At 67.2% G+C, this 14,898-nt stretch carries 13 protein-coding genes; 6 read left to right on the plus strand and 7 right to left on the minus strand.

What is annotated here, in order from left to right; translation table 11 throughout:
* Positions 1-20: 20 nt before the first annotated feature.
* The 5 genes from NSQ78_RS04355 to NSQ78_RS04375 form a co-directional block, all read right to left on the minus strand.
* Positions 21-632, minus strand: coding sequence for a glutathione S-transferase N-terminal domain-containing protein (locus NSQ78_RS04355; protein WP_032955882.1), 612 nt, complete (start codon positions 630-632; stop codon positions 21-23).
* 84 nt (positions 633-716) lie between these two features.
* Positions 717-1,175, minus strand: coding sequence for a cell wall hydrolase (locus tag NSQ78_RS04360; protein WP_004154513.1), 459 nt, complete (start codon positions 1,173-1,175; stop codon positions 717-719).
* Positions 1,176-1,472: 297 nt separating this feature from the next.
* The gene (locus tag NSQ78_RS04365) at positions 1,473-3,503 is read right to left on the minus strand and encodes an NADPH-dependent 2,4-dienoyl-CoA reductase (protein WP_064237730.1); all 2,031 of its coding nucleotides are present in this window, start codon (positions 3,501-3,503) and stop codon (positions 1,473-1,475) included.
* A 140-nt stretch (positions 3,504-3,643) separates the two neighbouring features.
* Positions 3,644-4,276: a membrane protein gene (locus tag NSQ78_RS04370; RefSeq protein WP_064237731.1), complete on the minus strand. Its 633-nt coding sequence runs from the start codon at positions 4,274-4,276 to the stop codon at positions 3,644-3,646.
* A 195-nt stretch (positions 4,277-4,471) separates the two neighbouring features.
* Entirely contained in the window at positions 4,472-5,491 is a 1,020-nt protein-coding gene (locus NSQ78_RS04375; protein ID WP_064237732.1) for a zinc-binding alcohol dehydrogenase family protein, read from the minus strand.
* A gap of 357 nt (positions 5,492-5,848) precedes the next feature.
* On the opposite strand from NSQ78_RS04375, the gene NSQ78_RS04380 reads away from it, so the two are divergent.
* The 4 genes from NSQ78_RS04380 (at position 5,849) to NSQ78_RS04395 (ending at position 8,914) form a co-directional block, all read left to right on the plus strand.
* A complete protein-coding gene (locus tag NSQ78_RS04380) occupies positions 5,849-6,940 on the plus strand; it encodes an OmpA family protein (RefSeq protein ID WP_049468332.1) in 1,092 nt (363 codons plus the stop codon).
* A gap of 219 nt (positions 6,941-7,159) precedes the next feature.
* Positions 7,160-7,666: a hypothetical protein gene (locus tag NSQ78_RS04385; protein ID WP_049468334.1), complete on the plus strand. Its 507-nt coding sequence runs from the start codon at positions 7,160-7,162 to the stop codon at positions 7,664-7,666.
* A 20-nt stretch (positions 7,667-7,686) separates the two neighbouring features.
* The gene (locus tag NSQ78_RS04390) at positions 7,687-8,493 is read left to right on the plus strand and encodes a pseudouridine synthase (RefSeq protein ID WP_064237733.1); all 807 of its coding nucleotides are present in this window, start codon (positions 7,687-7,689) and stop codon (positions 8,491-8,493) included.
* Positions 8,494-8,578: 85 nt separating this feature from the next.
* On the plus strand, positions 8,579-8,914 hold the full coding sequence (locus NSQ78_RS04395) for a hypothetical protein (protein ID WP_005412356.1): 336 nt from the start codon (positions 8,579-8,581) through the stop codon (positions 8,912-8,914).
* 64 nt (positions 8,915-8,978) lie between these two features.
* On the opposite strand, the gene kbl is transcribed toward NSQ78_RS04395, so the two are convergent.
* The gene (gene kbl / locus NSQ78_RS04400) at positions 8,979-10,187 is read right to left on the minus strand and encodes a glycine C-acetyltransferase (protein ID WP_064237734.1); all 1,209 of its coding nucleotides are present in this window, start codon (positions 10,185-10,187) and stop codon (positions 8,979-8,981) included.
* A gap of 196 nt (positions 10,188-10,383) precedes the next feature.
* On the opposite strand from kbl, the gene NSQ78_RS04405 reads away from it, so the two are divergent.
* Positions 10,384-11,076 (plus strand): TorF family putative porin, encoded by a 693-nt coding sequence (locus tag NSQ78_RS04405; protein ID WP_049468338.1) that lies wholly within the window; start codon positions 10,384-10,386, stop codon positions 11,074-11,076.
* Between the two features lie 132 nt (positions 11,077-11,208).
* Here NSQ78_RS04405 and tdh read toward each other — a convergent pair whose 3' ends face one another.
* Positions 11,209-12,231, minus strand: coding sequence for an L-threonine 3-dehydrogenase (tdh, locus tag NSQ78_RS04410; RefSeq protein WP_049468340.1), 1,023 nt, complete (start codon positions 12,229-12,231; stop codon positions 11,209-11,211).
* A 399-nt stretch (positions 12,232-12,630) separates the two neighbouring features.
* On the opposite strand from tdh, the gene NSQ78_RS04415 reads away from it, so the two are divergent.
* On the plus strand, positions 12,631-14,793 hold the full coding sequence (locus NSQ78_RS04415) for a S46 family peptidase (RefSeq protein WP_053462263.1): 2,163 nt from the start codon (positions 12,631-12,633) through the stop codon (positions 14,791-14,793).
* Positions 14,794-14,898: the final 105 nt, after the last annotated feature.

A 14,898-nucleotide genomic window follows, 5' to 3' on the forward strand; every position in this document is an offset into this window, starting at 1 on the left:
GCTCTGACCCCTGACCAAGGTCAGGCCAGGCCTTCGGCCTTCAGCGCGGCCTGCACGCCGGCGTCGGCGTCCATGCGTGCCTTGTAGGCGGCCAAGTTGTCCAGGCCCGACAGGTCGACCTTGGTGCCGGCGGCCCAGCGCAGGGTGATGTAGAAGTACGGGTCGGCGAAGCTGCGGAAGCCGGCCAGCCACGGCTTGTCGGCCAGCTGCCTGTCGGCGGTCTCGAACAGGCCACGCAGGCGCTTATGCGCGGCGGCGCGGATCGCGTCGTACTGGCCTTCGTCGGCAATGAACTTGCCCGGCGCGAACAGCGGCGAGAAGGCCGGATGCACGTCGGAATTGACGAACGCCAGCCAGCGGGTGGCTTCGGCGCGCTGGCGCGGGCTGCCATCACCGCCGAGGCCGGCCTGCGGGAAGCGATCGGCGATATAGCCCATGATCGCGGCGTTCTGCAGCAGCACGAAGTCGCCGTCGACCAGCGCGGGCACCGCACCGGCCGGATTGATCTTGAGGAATTCCGGACCCTTCAGGGTGTCCTTGTTCAGCAGTTCGACCTCGAACGGCTGGCCGGTCCACTGCAGGGCAATGTGGTCGGCGGTGGAACAGGCACCGGGCTTGCTGTACAGCTTCATGGGAACTCCAGGTGATGCGGGCGGGAAACGCCCACTATCCCAGAGCCTGCCGGCAGGCGGCAACGCTGCCGCCGGCACGGATCGTTACGACTGCCGCGGCTTGAGGTTCTGCACCTTATAGAAGGTGTGATCGCCGATGGTGGCCACCTGGTAGGCATTGCGCCAGTTCGGGCTGGCGATGGACAGCGCGGCGAAGTGGCTGGCACCGGGCACGATCTCGCGGCGCTCGCCGGCCGGCAGCGCCCAGTTGCGCTCGGCGTCGAAGGCCACGTTCATGGCCTCGCTCCAGGCCGCGTCGTTGCCCAGCTGGGTGCCGGGGGAGACGATGGTCGGCGCGAACTGCTTGCGTGCGGTGACCACCTGGCACATCGAATCACCCCACAGGCCGCTGTCGAGGCGGCGCAGCGCGACCTCGGCGACGGCCTGCTGGCCGCGCAGGGTCTGGTCGCGGGCTTCCAGGTAAACGGTGGTGCTCAAACACAGTGAATCAGCGGCCGGCTGAGGCAACAACTGCGACAGCCAGAGAATCCAGGCCAGTTTCATATAACTCCTTGCTCCGTATGGGTCGCACTCTCCGGTTCCGGCCGCGGGGGCGGCAGGAGGCGGGTACGACTTGGCGTCATGGGGAGGCGGCCATCGGGGCCGCCCCGTGGGCAGCCCCAAAAGAAACGACCAGTACCGGTCGTGGGGGCTGCGCCGGCTCACCGGAAACTGGCTGGTGAGCGGAAAGATGGCGCAAGGTAGGGGGGCGTAGCCGAACGCATCGTGAACCGCCCGGCTTGACATTCAGGTTCGCCGGGGGTGACGGAAATCACATTCCGTCCCCCATTCATCCGCAGGTCAAAGCGCGGCGGCGACCCGGCTGCCCTGGTCGATGGCGCGCTTGGCGTCGAGTTCTGCGGCCACGTCGGCGCCGCCGATCAGTTGCGCGCTGATGCCGGCGGCCTGCAGTTCGGCCTGCAGCGCGCGGTTGGGTTCCTGCCCGGCGCAGATCACCACATGGTCGACCGGCAACAGCTGTTCGCTGCCGTCCACGCGGATGCGCAGGCCCGCGTCGTCCACGCCCAGGTACTCGACGCCACCGAGCATGCGCACGCCCTTGGCCTTCAGCGTGGCGCGGTGGATCCAGCCGGTGGTCTTGCCCAGTCGTGCGCCGGGCTTGCCCGGGCTGCGCTGCAGCAGCCACAGCCGGCGCGGCGAGGCCTCGACCTGCGGCCGGGCCAGCGAGCCACGGGCCTCGAACGTACTGTCCACGCCCCATTCGGCCATCCAGCGCTGCGGGTCCAGCGAGGGCGACTCACCGGCGTGGCTGAGGAACTCGCCGACATCGAAGCCGATGCCGCCGGCGCCGATGATCGCCGCACTGGCGCCCACTTCGACCCGGCCCAGCAGCACGTCCAGGTAGCTGACCACCTTGGCGTGGTCGGCACCGGGGAAATCGACCCTGCGCGGCGTGATGCCGGTGGCCAGCACCACTTCGTCGAAGCCGGCCAGGTGGGAGGCGTCCGCGCGGGCGCCGAGGCGCAGCTGCACGCCGGTCTCCTGCAGTGTGTGGCGGAAGTAGCGCAGGGTCTCGTGGAACTCTTCCTTGCCGGGGATGCGCTTGGCGACGTTGAACTGGCCACCGATCTCGTCGCTGGCATCGAAAAGGGTGACCTGGTGACCGCGCTGGGCGGCGACGGTGGCACAGGCCAGGCCGGCCGGGCCGGCGCCGACCACGGCAACCTTCTTCGGCGTGGCGGCCGGGCGATAGACCAGCTCGGTCTCGTGCGCGGCGCGCGGGTTGACCAGGCAGCTGGCCAGCTTGTTCTCGAAGACGTGGTCCAGGCAGGCCTGGTTGCAGGCGATGCAGGTGTTGATCGCCTCGGCGCGGCCGGCGCGGGCCTTGTTCGGCCACTGCGGGTCGGCCAGCAGCGGGCGTGCCAGCGACACCATGTCGGCGCCGCCATCGGCGAGGATGCGTTCGGCCACCTCGGGCATGTTGATGCGGTTGGTCGCCACCAGCGGCAGCGCCACGTGCGGCTTCAGCTTGGCGGTGACGCCGGCGAAGGCCGCGCGCGGCACCGAGGTGGCAATCGTCGGGATACGCGCTTCGTGCCAGCCGATACCGGAATTGATGATCGTCGCGCCGGCGGCCTCGATGGCCTGCGCCTGTTGCACGATCTCTTCCCAGTTGCTGCCGTCTTCCACCAGGTCGACCAGCGACAGGCGGTAGATGATGATGAAGTCCGGGCCACAGGCTTCGCGGATGCGGCGCACGATCTCGACCGCGAAGCGCATGCGCTGGCTGGCGTCACCGCCCCAGCGGTCGGTGCGCGTGTTGGTGCGCGGGGCGATGAACTCGTTGATGAGGTAGCCCTCCGAGCCCATCACTTCCACGCCGTCGTAGCCGGCCTCGCGGGCCAGCTTCGCGCTGCGCGCGTAGTCGGCGATGTGGCGCTCGACGCCGCTGGCCGACAGCGCGCGCGGGGTGAACGGGTTGATCGGTGCCTTCAGCTTCGACGGTGCCACCGACAAGGGGTGGTAGGCATAGCGGCCGGCATGCAGCAGCTGCAGGCAGATCTTCGCGCCATGCTGGTGCGCGGCGGCGGTCAGTTGGCGGTGCGGCCGCACTTCCCAGGGCCAGGACAGCTTGCCGCCGAACGGCTTCAGCCAGCCGACCACGTTCGGTGCGAAGCCGCCGGTGACGATCAGGCCGACGCCGCCCTCGGCGCGTTCGGCGAAGTAGGCCGCCAGCCGCGGGAAGTCGCGGGCGCGATCCTCCAGGCCGGTGTGCATCGAGCCCATCAATACGCGGTTGCGCAACTGGGTGAAGCCCAGGTCCAGCGGGGCGAACAGATGGGGATAGGCGCTTTCGTTGGCTGGCGACATGGTCGATACGCTTGCGTACGGAAGCGCGAAGCGTGCCGCGAAACGGCGGCCGGGGCAAGGGTTGCTGGATGGCGCCTGCGGCGCTGCCCCCGAACTCCGGGGGGCGGTCGTGCCGGCCGCTGGCCGGCATACGGGGCAGCTCAGGGTGATTGCGGTTGCCGGGCAGCGGCCGGCACGACCGGAGCGGGGCGACCGATCCCGAACCAGCCCAGGGTCACCCCGCACAGCGGGCCGATCAGCAGAGCGAAGGCGAGGGTGCCGAGGCCGACGTTGCCGCCCAGCCACCAGCCCAGCAGCAGGACGCTGCCTTCAATCAAACTGCGCACCTTCCAGATCGGCCAGCCGGTGCGGGCATGCAGGCCGGTCATCAGGCCATCGCGTGGACCCGGGCCGAGGCGGGCGCCGATGTACAGGCCGGTGGCCAGGGCCACCAGCAGCATGCCCGCGCAGAACATCGCCAGCTGCCAGCCAAGGCCGACGGCCGGCGGCAGCAGCCACAGCCCGAACTGCGCAGAGGGACCGATCAGCATCACGTTGAGCACGGTGCCGACGCCCGGCTTCTGGCGCAGCGGCCACCACAGCAGCAGCACCAGCGCGCCGATCACGTTGGTCGCCAGGCCGAACGACAGCGGGGTCTGCGCGGCGATGCCCTGCGACAGGACATCCCAGGGCGCCACGCCGATCGCGGCGCGGATCATCAGCGAAGCACCGAAGCCGTACAGGAACAGGCCAGTGATCAGTTGCAGCAGGCGCAGGGGCAGGGCGGTGGGCATGGTGGGCTCAGGGAGGGGGAATCTGTTCCCACCGTATCCCTGATTTCCTTGATGCCATAGATACAGATTCAAGCCAATCCGGCGCTACAGGCGGCGCCGAACCTGCATGCGGGCGGTTGTGCAGGTCCGAGCCCGTGCTCTGCGGGTGGCGGCAGGCACAGCAGCCGAGCGTGGGCCCGGCTCTACATCACCGCGTCAGTCGTCCCAGCCGACCAGCGCCAGCTTGCCCACCGTGTGCCCGCTGGCCAGGCGCTGATGCGCGATGTCCAGGTTGGCTGCGTTGATCGTGCCCAGCGTCTCACTGAGCGTACCGCGCAGCTGGCCGGCATCGATCATGCTGGCGGCGCGGCTGAGGATGCGGTGCTGTTCGATACGGTCGGCGGTGGCAAAGCGCGAGCGCGCGAACATGAATTCCCAGTGGATGCCGATGCACTTGGCCTTGTACGGATCGCCGATGCGCAGCGCGCCACGCGGCTCCACGATCAGTCCGACATGACCCTGCGGTGCCAGCAGCTGGCCCAGCTCGTCCCAGTAGTGGTCGGTGTCGGCCAGGTTGAGCGCAACCTGCACCGCAGCGATGCCCAGCGCCTGCAACTGGGGTTGCAGTGGCTGCCGATGGTCGATCACGTGCGTGGCCCCCATCTGCCGGCACCACTCGATCGAGGCCTCGCGCGAGGCGGTGGCGATCACCTCGAAACCGGCGTGGCGGGCGAGCTGGATCGCCATCGAGCCCACGCCGCCCGCACCGCCGATCACCAGCAGGTGCTGGCCGCCATGGCGGCGATCATCCAGGTGCAGCGGCATGCGCTGGAACAACAGCTCCCAGGCGGTCAGCGTGGTCAGGGGCAGCGCGGCGGCTTCGGCGAAATCGAGCGTGGTCGGCTTGCGGGCGACCAGCCGTTCGTCCACCCACTGGTACTGCGCATTGCAGCCCGGGCGGGTGACGTCGCCGGCGAAGTAGACCTCGTCGCCGGAGGCAAACAGGCTGGCCTCATCGCCGATGGCTTCAACCACGCCGGCGGCGTCCCAGCCGAGCACCCGCGGCGTCTCCAGCGTTGCCGGATCGGTGGCGGCCCGCTGCTTGGCGTCGACCGGGTTGACCGAGACCGCTTCGATCCGGACCAGCAGGTCCCGGCCGCGTGGAGGCAGCGGTGGTGGCAGCAGGACATCACGCAGGGCAGGGGCGTATTCACGACTCAGGGCGACAGCTTTCATCACGGCTCCGGCTGGGTTCGTCACCCCATCATAAGGTTCCTCACGTTTCCGCAAACGCGCTGAACCGTGTGATGCGGCGCGTTGCGCAATATGTCGCATTCGACACTTAAACCCCGTCAAACCCTTGCAGTGCGTGGGTCTTGCGGATTTTCATCATCCTGTATAGGGTTTCAACGTCGGACCGGTGGCCGGTCGGGCGCAACACTTCACATGTTACGGGACTGTTAACATGGCCTTCACCCGCCTGAGCATAATGTTCGCGGCGGTGGCGTGCTGAATCGGCTGTCGTACATCGATGCACTAGTGCTGGCCCATGCCTCTACCGGTTTCATACCCCCGAAATAGGAGCTGTACTCAATGAACAAGAAGATCCTTACTGCCGCGCTGCTGGGCGGCCTGGCTTTCGCCCAGGCAGCTTCGGCGCAGGAGTTCGATGACCGCTGGTACCTGACCGGTTCGGCCGGCTTCAACTTCCAGGACAGCGACCGTCTGACCAATGACGCTCCGTTCGTGACCCTGGGCCTGGGTAAGTTCATCAGCCCGAACTGGTCGCTGGACGGTGAGCTGAACTACCAGAACCCGAACTTCGACAGCAACCAGGACCTGAACTGGTCGCAGTACGGCGTCTCGCTGGACCTGCGTCGCCACTTCATCAAGGAAGGCCGCGGCTGGAACCCGTACATCGTCGGTGGCCTGGGCTACCAGAAGTCGGAAGAAGAGTACGCTGCGATCGACAACAACGGTCCGCGCCAGCGTAAGGACGGCAACCTGGCCGCCAAGCTGGGCGTCGGCCTGCAGACCACCTTCGAGAAGCGCGTGGCTGTCCGCGCCGAAGTGGCCTACCGCGCTGACTTCGACGACCAGAGCGTCGCTGCACGCGACGAAAGCTGGTTCGGCGACGTGCTGGCTTCGGTCGGCGTCGTGATCCCGCTGGGCCCGGCTCCGGTCGCGGCTGCTCCGGCTCCGGCTCCGGTTGCCCCGAGCTGCGCCGACCTGGATGACGACGGTGACGGCGTCAACAACTGCGACGACAAGTGCCCGAACTCGCAGCCGGGTCAGACCATCGGTCCGGACGGTTGCCCGGTTCCGGTCTCCATCGACCTGAAGGGCGTCAACTTCGACTTCGACAAGTCGAACCTGCGTCCGGACGCCGTGGCGATCCTGAGCGAAGCCACCGAGATCCTGAAGCGTTACCCGGATCTGCGCGTTGAAGTTGCCGGTCACACCGACTCGAAGGGTACCGACGCTTACAACCAGAAGCTGTCGGAGCGTCGCGCCACCGCCGTGTACAACTACCTGACCAAGAACGGCGTCGACGCCGGTCGCCTGGTCGGCCCGATCGGCTACGGCGAGAGCCGTCCGATTGCTCCGAACACCAACCCGGATGGTTCGGACAACCCGGAAGGTCGCGCCAAGAACCGTCGTACCGAGCTGAACGTCCAGAACTAAGTTCTGACGCTCTGCCAGTAGGACACAGCAGGACCCGGCTTCGGCCGGGTCTTGTTGTTTCTGCCGCCGGGAAACCGGCCTGGGGCGGGCGGGGAATCGCCGTTCGTCGGGATTTTGCCCGTAAATCCAATGAGTTGCCGTATTCATTGAAAGTGGCGCTTGAAAGCTGACGCGGCATTGCTAAACTCGCCGCGTCACTTCCTTCCGTGGATGCCCCTCATGCTGCGCTCTGCATCGGCCGCCGTTCTGGCGCTGGCCCTGGTTCCCGCCGCCCACGCCGCGGTTGATTGCTCGGTCAACACCAGCGCCTCGCCGCTGCCGTTGCCGGCCACGACCATCGCGCCGGTGGCCGACGAGCTGTACATCCGTGGCAACCAGCTGGGCATGCCGGCCGGCGTGCTGAGCAGCAACTACGACCCGTCGCAGTCGCTGGACCAGGTGCTGCAGCGCCTGCGCATCGATGGCTGCCAGAACATCGCCAAGGCCATCCCGAGCGCGCCAGCGGTGAAGCCGAACGATCCGGCGGCCTACAAGCCGCAGACCGAGTTCGACAATACGCCGTGGCGCTTCGACATGAGCCAGAACGGCAAGCGCATGACCGCCGAAGAATTCGACGCCTGGATGAAGGCGCGCGGGGTGCGCGTGGTCAAGGCGCGCCCGGCCCCGGCCGCCACTCCGGCTGCGGCCGAAGCACCGGCTGAGACCAAGCCGGTCGACAAGAAGTAAGCGCCGCGGGGAGCAGAGGCTTGCGCACGCGCCGCCCACCTGCCACCCCCGCCGCCCGCTCCCACGCACCGCGTGGGCGTGCGGCGCCGAACGTCTCCAGCGGTGCGCGTCATGGCCTGGCGCGCGTGCTGTCCAAGGCCGGCGTGTGCTCGCGCAGCGAGGCCGCGCGCTGGATCGCCGAAGGCCGGGTGCGCGTGTCCGGCCGCGTGGTGCGTGATCCCGAGTTCCCGATCGGACAGCCTGCGCCGCCGATCGAGGTCGATGGCCAGCCGATGGCTGCGCCGCAGCGCCTGTACCTGATGCTCAACAAGCCGCGCGGGGTCGTGACCACGGCGCAGGACGAGCGTGGCCGTGACACGGTGTACCGCTGTTTTGATGGCGCCGGCCTGCCCTGGATTGCACCGGTCGGGCGCCTGGACAAGGCCAGCGAAGGGTTGCTGCTGTTCAGCAACGATCCGCAGTGGGCCGCGCGCCTGACCGACCCGCAGACCGGGCCGGACAAGACCTACCACGTGCAGGTGGATGGCCTGCCCGATGCCGCCACCCTGGCGGCATTGCAGGCCGGGGTGGAGGACGAGGGCGAGTTCCTCGCTGCCCGCGCCGTGCACGTGCTGCGCCGTGGCGACAAGACCGCATGGCTGGAAGTGGTCCTCGACGAGGGCCGCAACCGCCATATCCGCCGCCTGTTGGCGGCTTTCGACCTGCAGGTGCTGCGCCTGGTCCGGGTCGCGATCGGTGGGCTGCTGCTCGGCGATCTCGGCAAGGGCCAGTGGCGGGTGCTGGAGGTCAGCGACCAGCAGCGGCTGGGGGCCGCTGCACCGGGCTGATCACCGCCCGCGGCCGGCAGTTGCCGGCCACCGTTCCAGGCGTAGGGGGCGCCTGGTTGCTGAATTTCCCGAACGGAGCCTGCCCATGTACCACCCGACCCTCAATCAAACCCTGCGCTGCGCAGGCCTGCTGCTGCCGATGGTGCTGCTGACCGCCTGTGGCGGCCACAAGAAGGTGGCCAAGGCGGAAACGCCGGCCGAAACCCCGGTGGTGGAAGTGAAGACCCCGGAGCTGGATGGTCGCGGCAGCTACCGCTTCCTGATGAGCAACGGCGACAAGAAGATGACCGCCGATGAGTTCGATGCCTGGATGAAGGCCAACGGCATCCGCGTCGCCAAGGGCAACGGCCAGGACGCCGCCGCCAAGCCGGTGGTGGTGGCCAGCAAGGACGAGCCGAAGGGCAAGAAGAAAAAGAAGTGACGCCTGGGGTGGGGTGATGGGGCCAGGGCCCTTTCCTGTGGAAAGAGACCCGGCCCCGGCGTGATCAGCCCTTGATCACGCCCAGCTCGACACCAATGCGGGTGAACGCATCGATCGCGCGATCCAGGTGCTCGCGGCTGTGCGCGGCGCTGATCTGGGTCCGGATGCGGGCCTGTCCCTTGGGCACCACCGGGAAGAAGAAGCCGATCGCGTAGATGCCTTCCTCGAGCAGGCGCTCGGCGAACTTCTGCGCCAGCGGTGCGTCGTACAGCATGACCGGGCTGATCGGATGCACGCCCGGCTTCACGTCGAAGCCGGCGGCGGTCATCTTCTCGCGGAAGTAGGCGGTGTTGTCGGCCAGCGTGCTGCGCAGGTCGTCGGCGGCCGCCAGCATTTCGAACGCCTTGATGCCGGCAGCCACCACGTGCGGCGGCAGCGAGTTGGAGAACAGGTACGGGCGCGAGCGCTGGCGCAGCAGTTCGATCACCTCGGCACTGGCGCAGGTGAAGCCGCCCAGTGCGCCGCCCATGGCCTTGCCCAGGGTGCCGGTGATGATGTCGATCCTGTCCAGCACGCCCTTCACTTCGGCCGAGCCACGACCGGTGGCACCGAGGAAGCCGGTGGCATGGCATTCGTCGATGTGCACCAGCGCGTTGTACTTCTTCGCCAGCGCGGTGATCTCGTCCAGCGGCGCGATGAAGCCATCCATCGAGAACACGCCGTCGGTGGTGATCAGCTTGGACTTGCAGCCGGCGGCATCGGCGGCCTGCAGCTGGGCTTCCAGGTCGGCCATGTCGCAGTTGGCGTAGCGGAAGCGCTTGGCCTTGCACAGGCGCACGCCGTCGATGATCGACGCATGGTTGAGTGCATCGGAAATGATGGCGTCGTTCTCGCCGAGCAGCGGCTCGAACAGGCCGCCGTTGGCATCGAAGCAGGCCGCGTACAGGATGGTGTCCTGCTTGCCGAAGAAGTCGGCGATCTGCTTTTCCAGCTGCTTGTGCAGGTCCTGGGTGCCGCAGATGAAGCGCACTGACGCCATGCCGAAGCCATGGGTGTCCAGCGCGTCCTTGGCGGCCTGGATCAGGTCCGGGTGGTCGGCCAGGCCCAGGTAGTTGTTGGCACAGAAGTTCAGCACCTGGCGGCCGTCATCGAGGGTGATCTCGGCCGACTGCGGGCTGGTGATGATCCGCTCGGACTTGAACAGGCCCTGGGCGCGGATGGCGTCCAGTTCCTCGGCATAGTGGCGGGTCAGGGCGGAGGAGGCGTCGGTCATGGCGTGGGCACGGCTCTGCACGGGAAACCGCCGATTCTACCGGGCAACGAGGTTCGCCGACCGCGGCGGGCAGGGCACCGCCATGGCAGGCACATGTTGCAATGCAGTAACAAATGGTTAAATATTCGTGAACCGTGCCTGTCTGGCATCGGCTTCACTGCTGCCCCCTTCCCGCCCCGCGCCCCCGGAGACGCTCATGAAGCACGCCCATGCCTGCCTCGCCATTGCCGCCGCCCTGACCCTTGCGCCGTTCGCGGCCAGTGCCCAGGAGACCGAATCGCCGTACAGCTGGAACGTCACTGCGGTGTCGGACTACCTGTTCCGTGGTGTGTCGCAGACCGACGAGAAGCCGACCCTGCAGGCGGGCTTCACCTACACCTCGCCGGTCGGCCTGTATGCCGGTGTCTGGGGTTCGGGCGTGGACTTCGGTCCGGGCGACCCGAGCACCGAGATCGACTACCAGATCGGTTACGGCGTGGACGTCACTCCGCGCGTCAACTTCGACGTGCTGCTGAACCGCTACACCTACCTGGGTGCCAGCGACCTGAACTACAACGAGCTGATCACCACCACCACGCTGGACGAGACCTACAAGCTGACCGTGGCCTACACCAACGACCAGTGGAACAGCGGCACCGATGGCTGGTACTACGGCGTCGGCGGCCAGTGGGGCCTGCCGCAGGAGTTCACCCTCAGTGCCAACGTCGGCCGCAGCAGCTTCGAGAAGGGCCTGGCCAAGGACTACACCGACTGGAACGTCGGCGTCAGCCGCCAGTTCGGCCTGTTCAATGTCGGCCTCGGCTACTACGGCACCGACAGCAACGGGCGCGAAAACTCGGGCAAGCTGGCGCACAGCCGCGTGCTGCTGACCGTGGCCGTCGGCAAGTAACGCCGCAGGCGTTACCGGTAGTGCCGGCCGCTGGCCGGCAACACCAGAAAAAGGCGCCCATCGGGCGCCTTTTTCAATTTCATGGTGTGCCGAGCAAGCTCGGCACCCACCATTCGTGCGCGGAACCGAGGATCAATTCCAGCTCAGCACGACCTTGCCGGCCTTGCCTTCTTCCATCAGGTCGAAGCCCTTCTGGAACTCGTCGATCGACAGCTGGTGGGTCATCACCTTGCCGAGCGGGAAACCGGACAGCACCAGCTGGGTCATCTTGTACCAGGTCTCGTACATCTTGCGGCCGTAGATACCCTGCACGGTCAGGCCCTTGAAGATGATCTTGTCCCAGTCGCAGCCGGCGCCCTTGGGCATGATGCCGAGCATGGCGATCTTGCCGCCGTGGTACATGCAGTCGAGCATGTCGTTGAACGCACGCGGGTTGCCGCTCATTTCCAGGCCCACGTCGAAGCCCTCCATGTGCAGCTCCTTCATCACGTCCTTCAGCGACTGGTTGGCGACGTTGACCACGCGGGTGGCGCCCATGTCGGCGGCCAGCTTCAGGCGGAAATCGTTGACGTCGGTCACCACCACGTTGCGCGCGCCGATGTGCTTGCAGATGCCGGCGGCGATGATGCCGATCGGGCCGGCACCGGTGATCAGCACGTCTTCACCGATCACGTCGAATTCCAGCGCGCAGTGGGCGGCGTTGCCATACGGGTCGAAGAACGCGGCCAGCTCCGACGGGATCTGGTCCGGGATCGGCCACAGGTTGCTGGCCGGCATCACCATGTATTCGGCGAAGGCGCCATTGACGTTGACACCGATGCCGACGGTGTTCGGGCACAGGTGCGGGCGGCCACCACGGCAGTTGCGGCAATGGCCGCACACGATGTGGCCTTCGGCCGAAACGCGCTGGCCGATCTCATAACCGGTCACTGCCGAGCCGAGCGCGGCGATGCGGCCGACGAACTCGTGGCCGATGGTCAGGCCCGGCTTGATCGTGCGCTGGCTCCATTCGTCCCACAGGTAGATGTGCAGGTCGGTACCGCAGATCGCGGTCTTCTCCAGCTTGATCAGGACCTCGTTCGGGCCGGGGGTCGGCACCGGAACTTCTTCCAGCCAGATGCCCTTGGCTGCTTCGCGCTTGACCAGGGCCTTCATCGTTTGCTGCGCCATCGGGGTGGAACTCATCAGGGGGAAAGCGCGGATTATAGGGTGCCGGGCGGAATTCCCATGTTGCGCTGCGGGTGCTTTGGCGGAACGAAAGGCGTGCGCCGGCGGGCGTTTCGAACGTGCCGCAAACAGCAGCGCCTCCTTGATTCCGGGGGAGGGGGCGTGGTCACCCTGGCCGGGACACGCAAAAGCCCATCCATGGTGCTCGATGGCGCCATCCATGGCGCCAACGGTCCCGGCCAGGGTGGCCACGCCCCCTCAGGACGATTCCATGTGCGCGGCCGACGTGCGCATGGCAGAGCAAGAAGCAGGCCCATGACTTCCGGGGTTCGGGCCGGGGCAGGGCGGCGGGCTACAATCGAGGGTTCCACTACCAGGGGCTGCTCCATGCGCTCGAACCTGCTTGCATTTTCCATCGTCGCCAGCCTCGGCCTGGCCCAGGTCGCCCATGCCGCTGAAGGCATGTGGGTGCCGCAGCAGCTGCCGGAAATCGCCGGCCCGCTGCAGAAGGCCGGCCTGAAGCTGTCCCCGGAACAGCTGTCCAACCTGACCGGCGACCCGATGGGCGCGGTCGTCGCCCTCGGCGGCTGCACCGCCAGCTTCGTCTCGCCGCAGGGCCTGGTGGTGACCAACCACCATTGCGCGTATGGCGCCATCCAGCTGAATTCGACCGCGCAGAAGAACCTGATCAAGGACGGCTTCAATGCGCCGACCCTGAAGGACGAACTGAGCGCCGGCCCGAACGCCCGCGTGTTCGTGCTCGACCAGATCACCGACGTCACCGCCCAGGCAAAGGCCGCCATCGCCGCTGCCGGCAACGACCCGCTGGCCCGCAGCCGCGCGCTGGACGCCTTCGACAAGGCCCAGGTTGCCGCCTGTGAGGCCGATGCCGGTTTCCGCTGCCGCCTGTACAGCTTCTCCGGCGGCAACACCTACCGCCTGTTCCGCAACATGGAAATCAAGGACGTGCGCCTGGTCTATGCGCCCCCGGGCAGCGTCGGCAAGTTCGGCGGCGACGTCGACAACTGGATGTGGCCACGCCACACCGGCGATTTCTCGTTCTACCGCGCCTACGTCGGCAAGGACGGCAAGCCGGCCGCCTTCGCCGCCGACAACGTGCCGTACCAGCCCAAGCACTTCCTGAAGTTCGCCGACCAGCCGCTGGGCGCCGACGACTTCGTGATGGTGGCCGGCTACCCGGGCCGCACCAACCGCTACGCACTGGCCGGCGAGTTCAACGAGACCGCCAGCTTCACCTACCCGACCATCGCCAAGCACTACAACGCGGTGCTGAAGATGATCGCCGACGCCGGCAAGGCCGACGCCGACGTCAAGGTGAAGTACGCCGCCACTGCCGCCAGCATGAACAACGTGGCCAAGAACTACCTGGGCCAGCTGGAAGGCTTCAAGCGCATCGACGCCGCTGGCCAGAAGCAGGCCGAGGAAGCCGCCGTGCTGGCGTGGCTGAAGAAGCAGGGCGCGGCCGGCAAGCCGGCGCTGGCCGCACACGCGCAGCTGGTCAAGCACCTGGACACCAGCAAGGCCACCCGCGAGCGTGACCTGTTCGTCGGCCAGTTCAACAACACCTCGGCCGTGGGCGCAGCGATCACCCTGTACCGCCTGTCGATCGAGCGCAGCAAGCCCGATGCCGAACGCGAAGCCGGTTACCAGGAACGTGACCTGACCACCATCGAAGGCGGCCTGAAGCAGATGGACCGTCGCTACGTGGCGAAGATGGACCAGCAGCTGCAGGCCTACTGGCTGGAGCAGTACGTGGCCCTGCCGGCCGCGCAGCGCGACAATGAAGTGCTGAACAAGTGGCTGGCCGGCAGCGATGCCGCTGCGGTGAAGTCGCTGGTGGCCAAGCTGTCGGGCACCGAGCTGGGCAGCCTGGATGCACGCCTGAAGTGGTTCAAGGCCGACCGTGCCGCGTTTGAAGCCAGCAGCGATCCGGCCATCCAGTACGCCGTGGCTGTCATGCCGGCACTGCTGAAGCAGGAAGAGCAGAAGAAGATCCGCGAAGGCGAGTCGCTGACCGCGCGCCCGCTGTACCTGCAGGCCGTGGCCGACTACAAGAAGAGCCAGGGTGAATTCGTCTACCCGGACGCCAACCTGTCGCTGCGCATCACCTTCGGCAACGTCATGGGGTATGGCAAGGACGGCGTGAAGTACACCCCGTTCACCACCCTGGAAGGCGTGGCAGCGAAGGAAACCGGTGAAGATCCGTTCGATTCGCCGAAGGCGCTGCTCGATGCGGTCAAGGCCAAGCGTTACGGCGGCCTGGAAGACAAGCGCATTGGTTCGGTGCCGGTGAACTTCCTGTCCAACCTGGACATCACCGGCGGCAACTCGGGTTCGCCGGTGCTGGATGCCAACGGCAAGCTGGTCGGCCTGGCCTTCGATGGCAACTGGGAATCGGTCAGCTCCAACTGGGTATTCGACCCGGTGATGACCCGCATGATCGCTGTCGACAGCCGCTACATGCAGTGGATCATGCAGGAAGTGGCGCCGGCGCCGCAGCTGTTGAAGGAACTGAACCTGGCCAAGTGAGGTAGTGCCGGCCGCTGGCCGGCAACGCCTGCAGACACTGCCGGGCGGTGCATCCACGCATGGCGTGGATCTGCTGCCCGGCGCGCCGTCCGCGATTCCGAAACC

It is taken from the genome of Stenotrophomonas sp. FSL W7-1447 (genome assembly GCF_037966425.1).
GTDB classification, from domain to species: Bacteria; Pseudomonadota; Gammaproteobacteria; order Xanthomonadales; family Xanthomonadaceae; genus Stenotrophomonas; species Stenotrophomonas pavanii.

Coding starts and splice junctions, on each gene's coding strand:
- NSQ78_RS04355 (WP_032955882.1), bottom strand. CDS start 632: ATGAAGCTGTACAGCAAGCCCGGTGCCTGTTCCACCGCCGACCACATT.
- NSQ78_RS04360 (WP_004154513.1), bottom strand. CDS start 1,175: ATGAAACTGGCCTGGATTCTCTGGCTGTCGCAGTTGTTGCCTCAGCCG.
- NSQ78_RS04365 (WP_064237730.1), bottom strand. CDS start 3,503: ATGTCGCCAGCCAACGAAAGCGCCTATCCCCATCTGTTCGCCCCGCTG.
- NSQ78_RS04370 (WP_064237731.1), bottom strand. CDS start 4,276: ATGCCCACCGCCCTGCCCCTGCGCCTGCTGCAACTGATCACTGGCCTG.
- NSQ78_RS04375 (WP_064237732.1), bottom strand. CDS start 5,491: ATGAAAGCTGTCGCCCTGAGTCGTGAATACGCCCCTGCCCTGCGTGAT.
- NSQ78_RS04380 (WP_049468332.1), top strand. CDS start 5,849: ATGAACAAGAAGATCCTTACTGCCGCGCTGCTGGGCGGCCTGGCTTTC.
- NSQ78_RS04385 (WP_049468334.1), top strand. CDS start 7,160: ATGCTGCGCTCTGCATCGGCCGCCGTTCTGGCGCTGGCCCTGGTTCCC.
- NSQ78_RS04395 (WP_005412356.1), top strand. CDS start 8,579: ATGTACCACCCGACCCTCAATCAAACCCTGCGCTGCGCAGGCCTGCTG.
- kbl (WP_064237734.1), bottom strand. CDS start 10,187: ATGACCGACGCCTCCTCCGCCCTGACCCGCCACTATGCCGAGGAACTG.
- NSQ78_RS04405 (WP_049468338.1), top strand. CDS start 10,384: ATGAAGCACGCCCATGCCTGCCTCGCCATTGCCGCCGCCCTGACCCTT.
- tdh (WP_049468340.1), bottom strand. CDS start 12,231: ATGAAGGCCCTGGTCAAGCGCGAAGCAGCCAAGGGCATCTGGCTGGAA.
- NSQ78_RS04415 (WP_053462263.1), top strand. CDS start 12,631: ATGCGCTCGAACCTGCTTGCATTTTCCATCGTCGCCAGCCTCGGCCTG.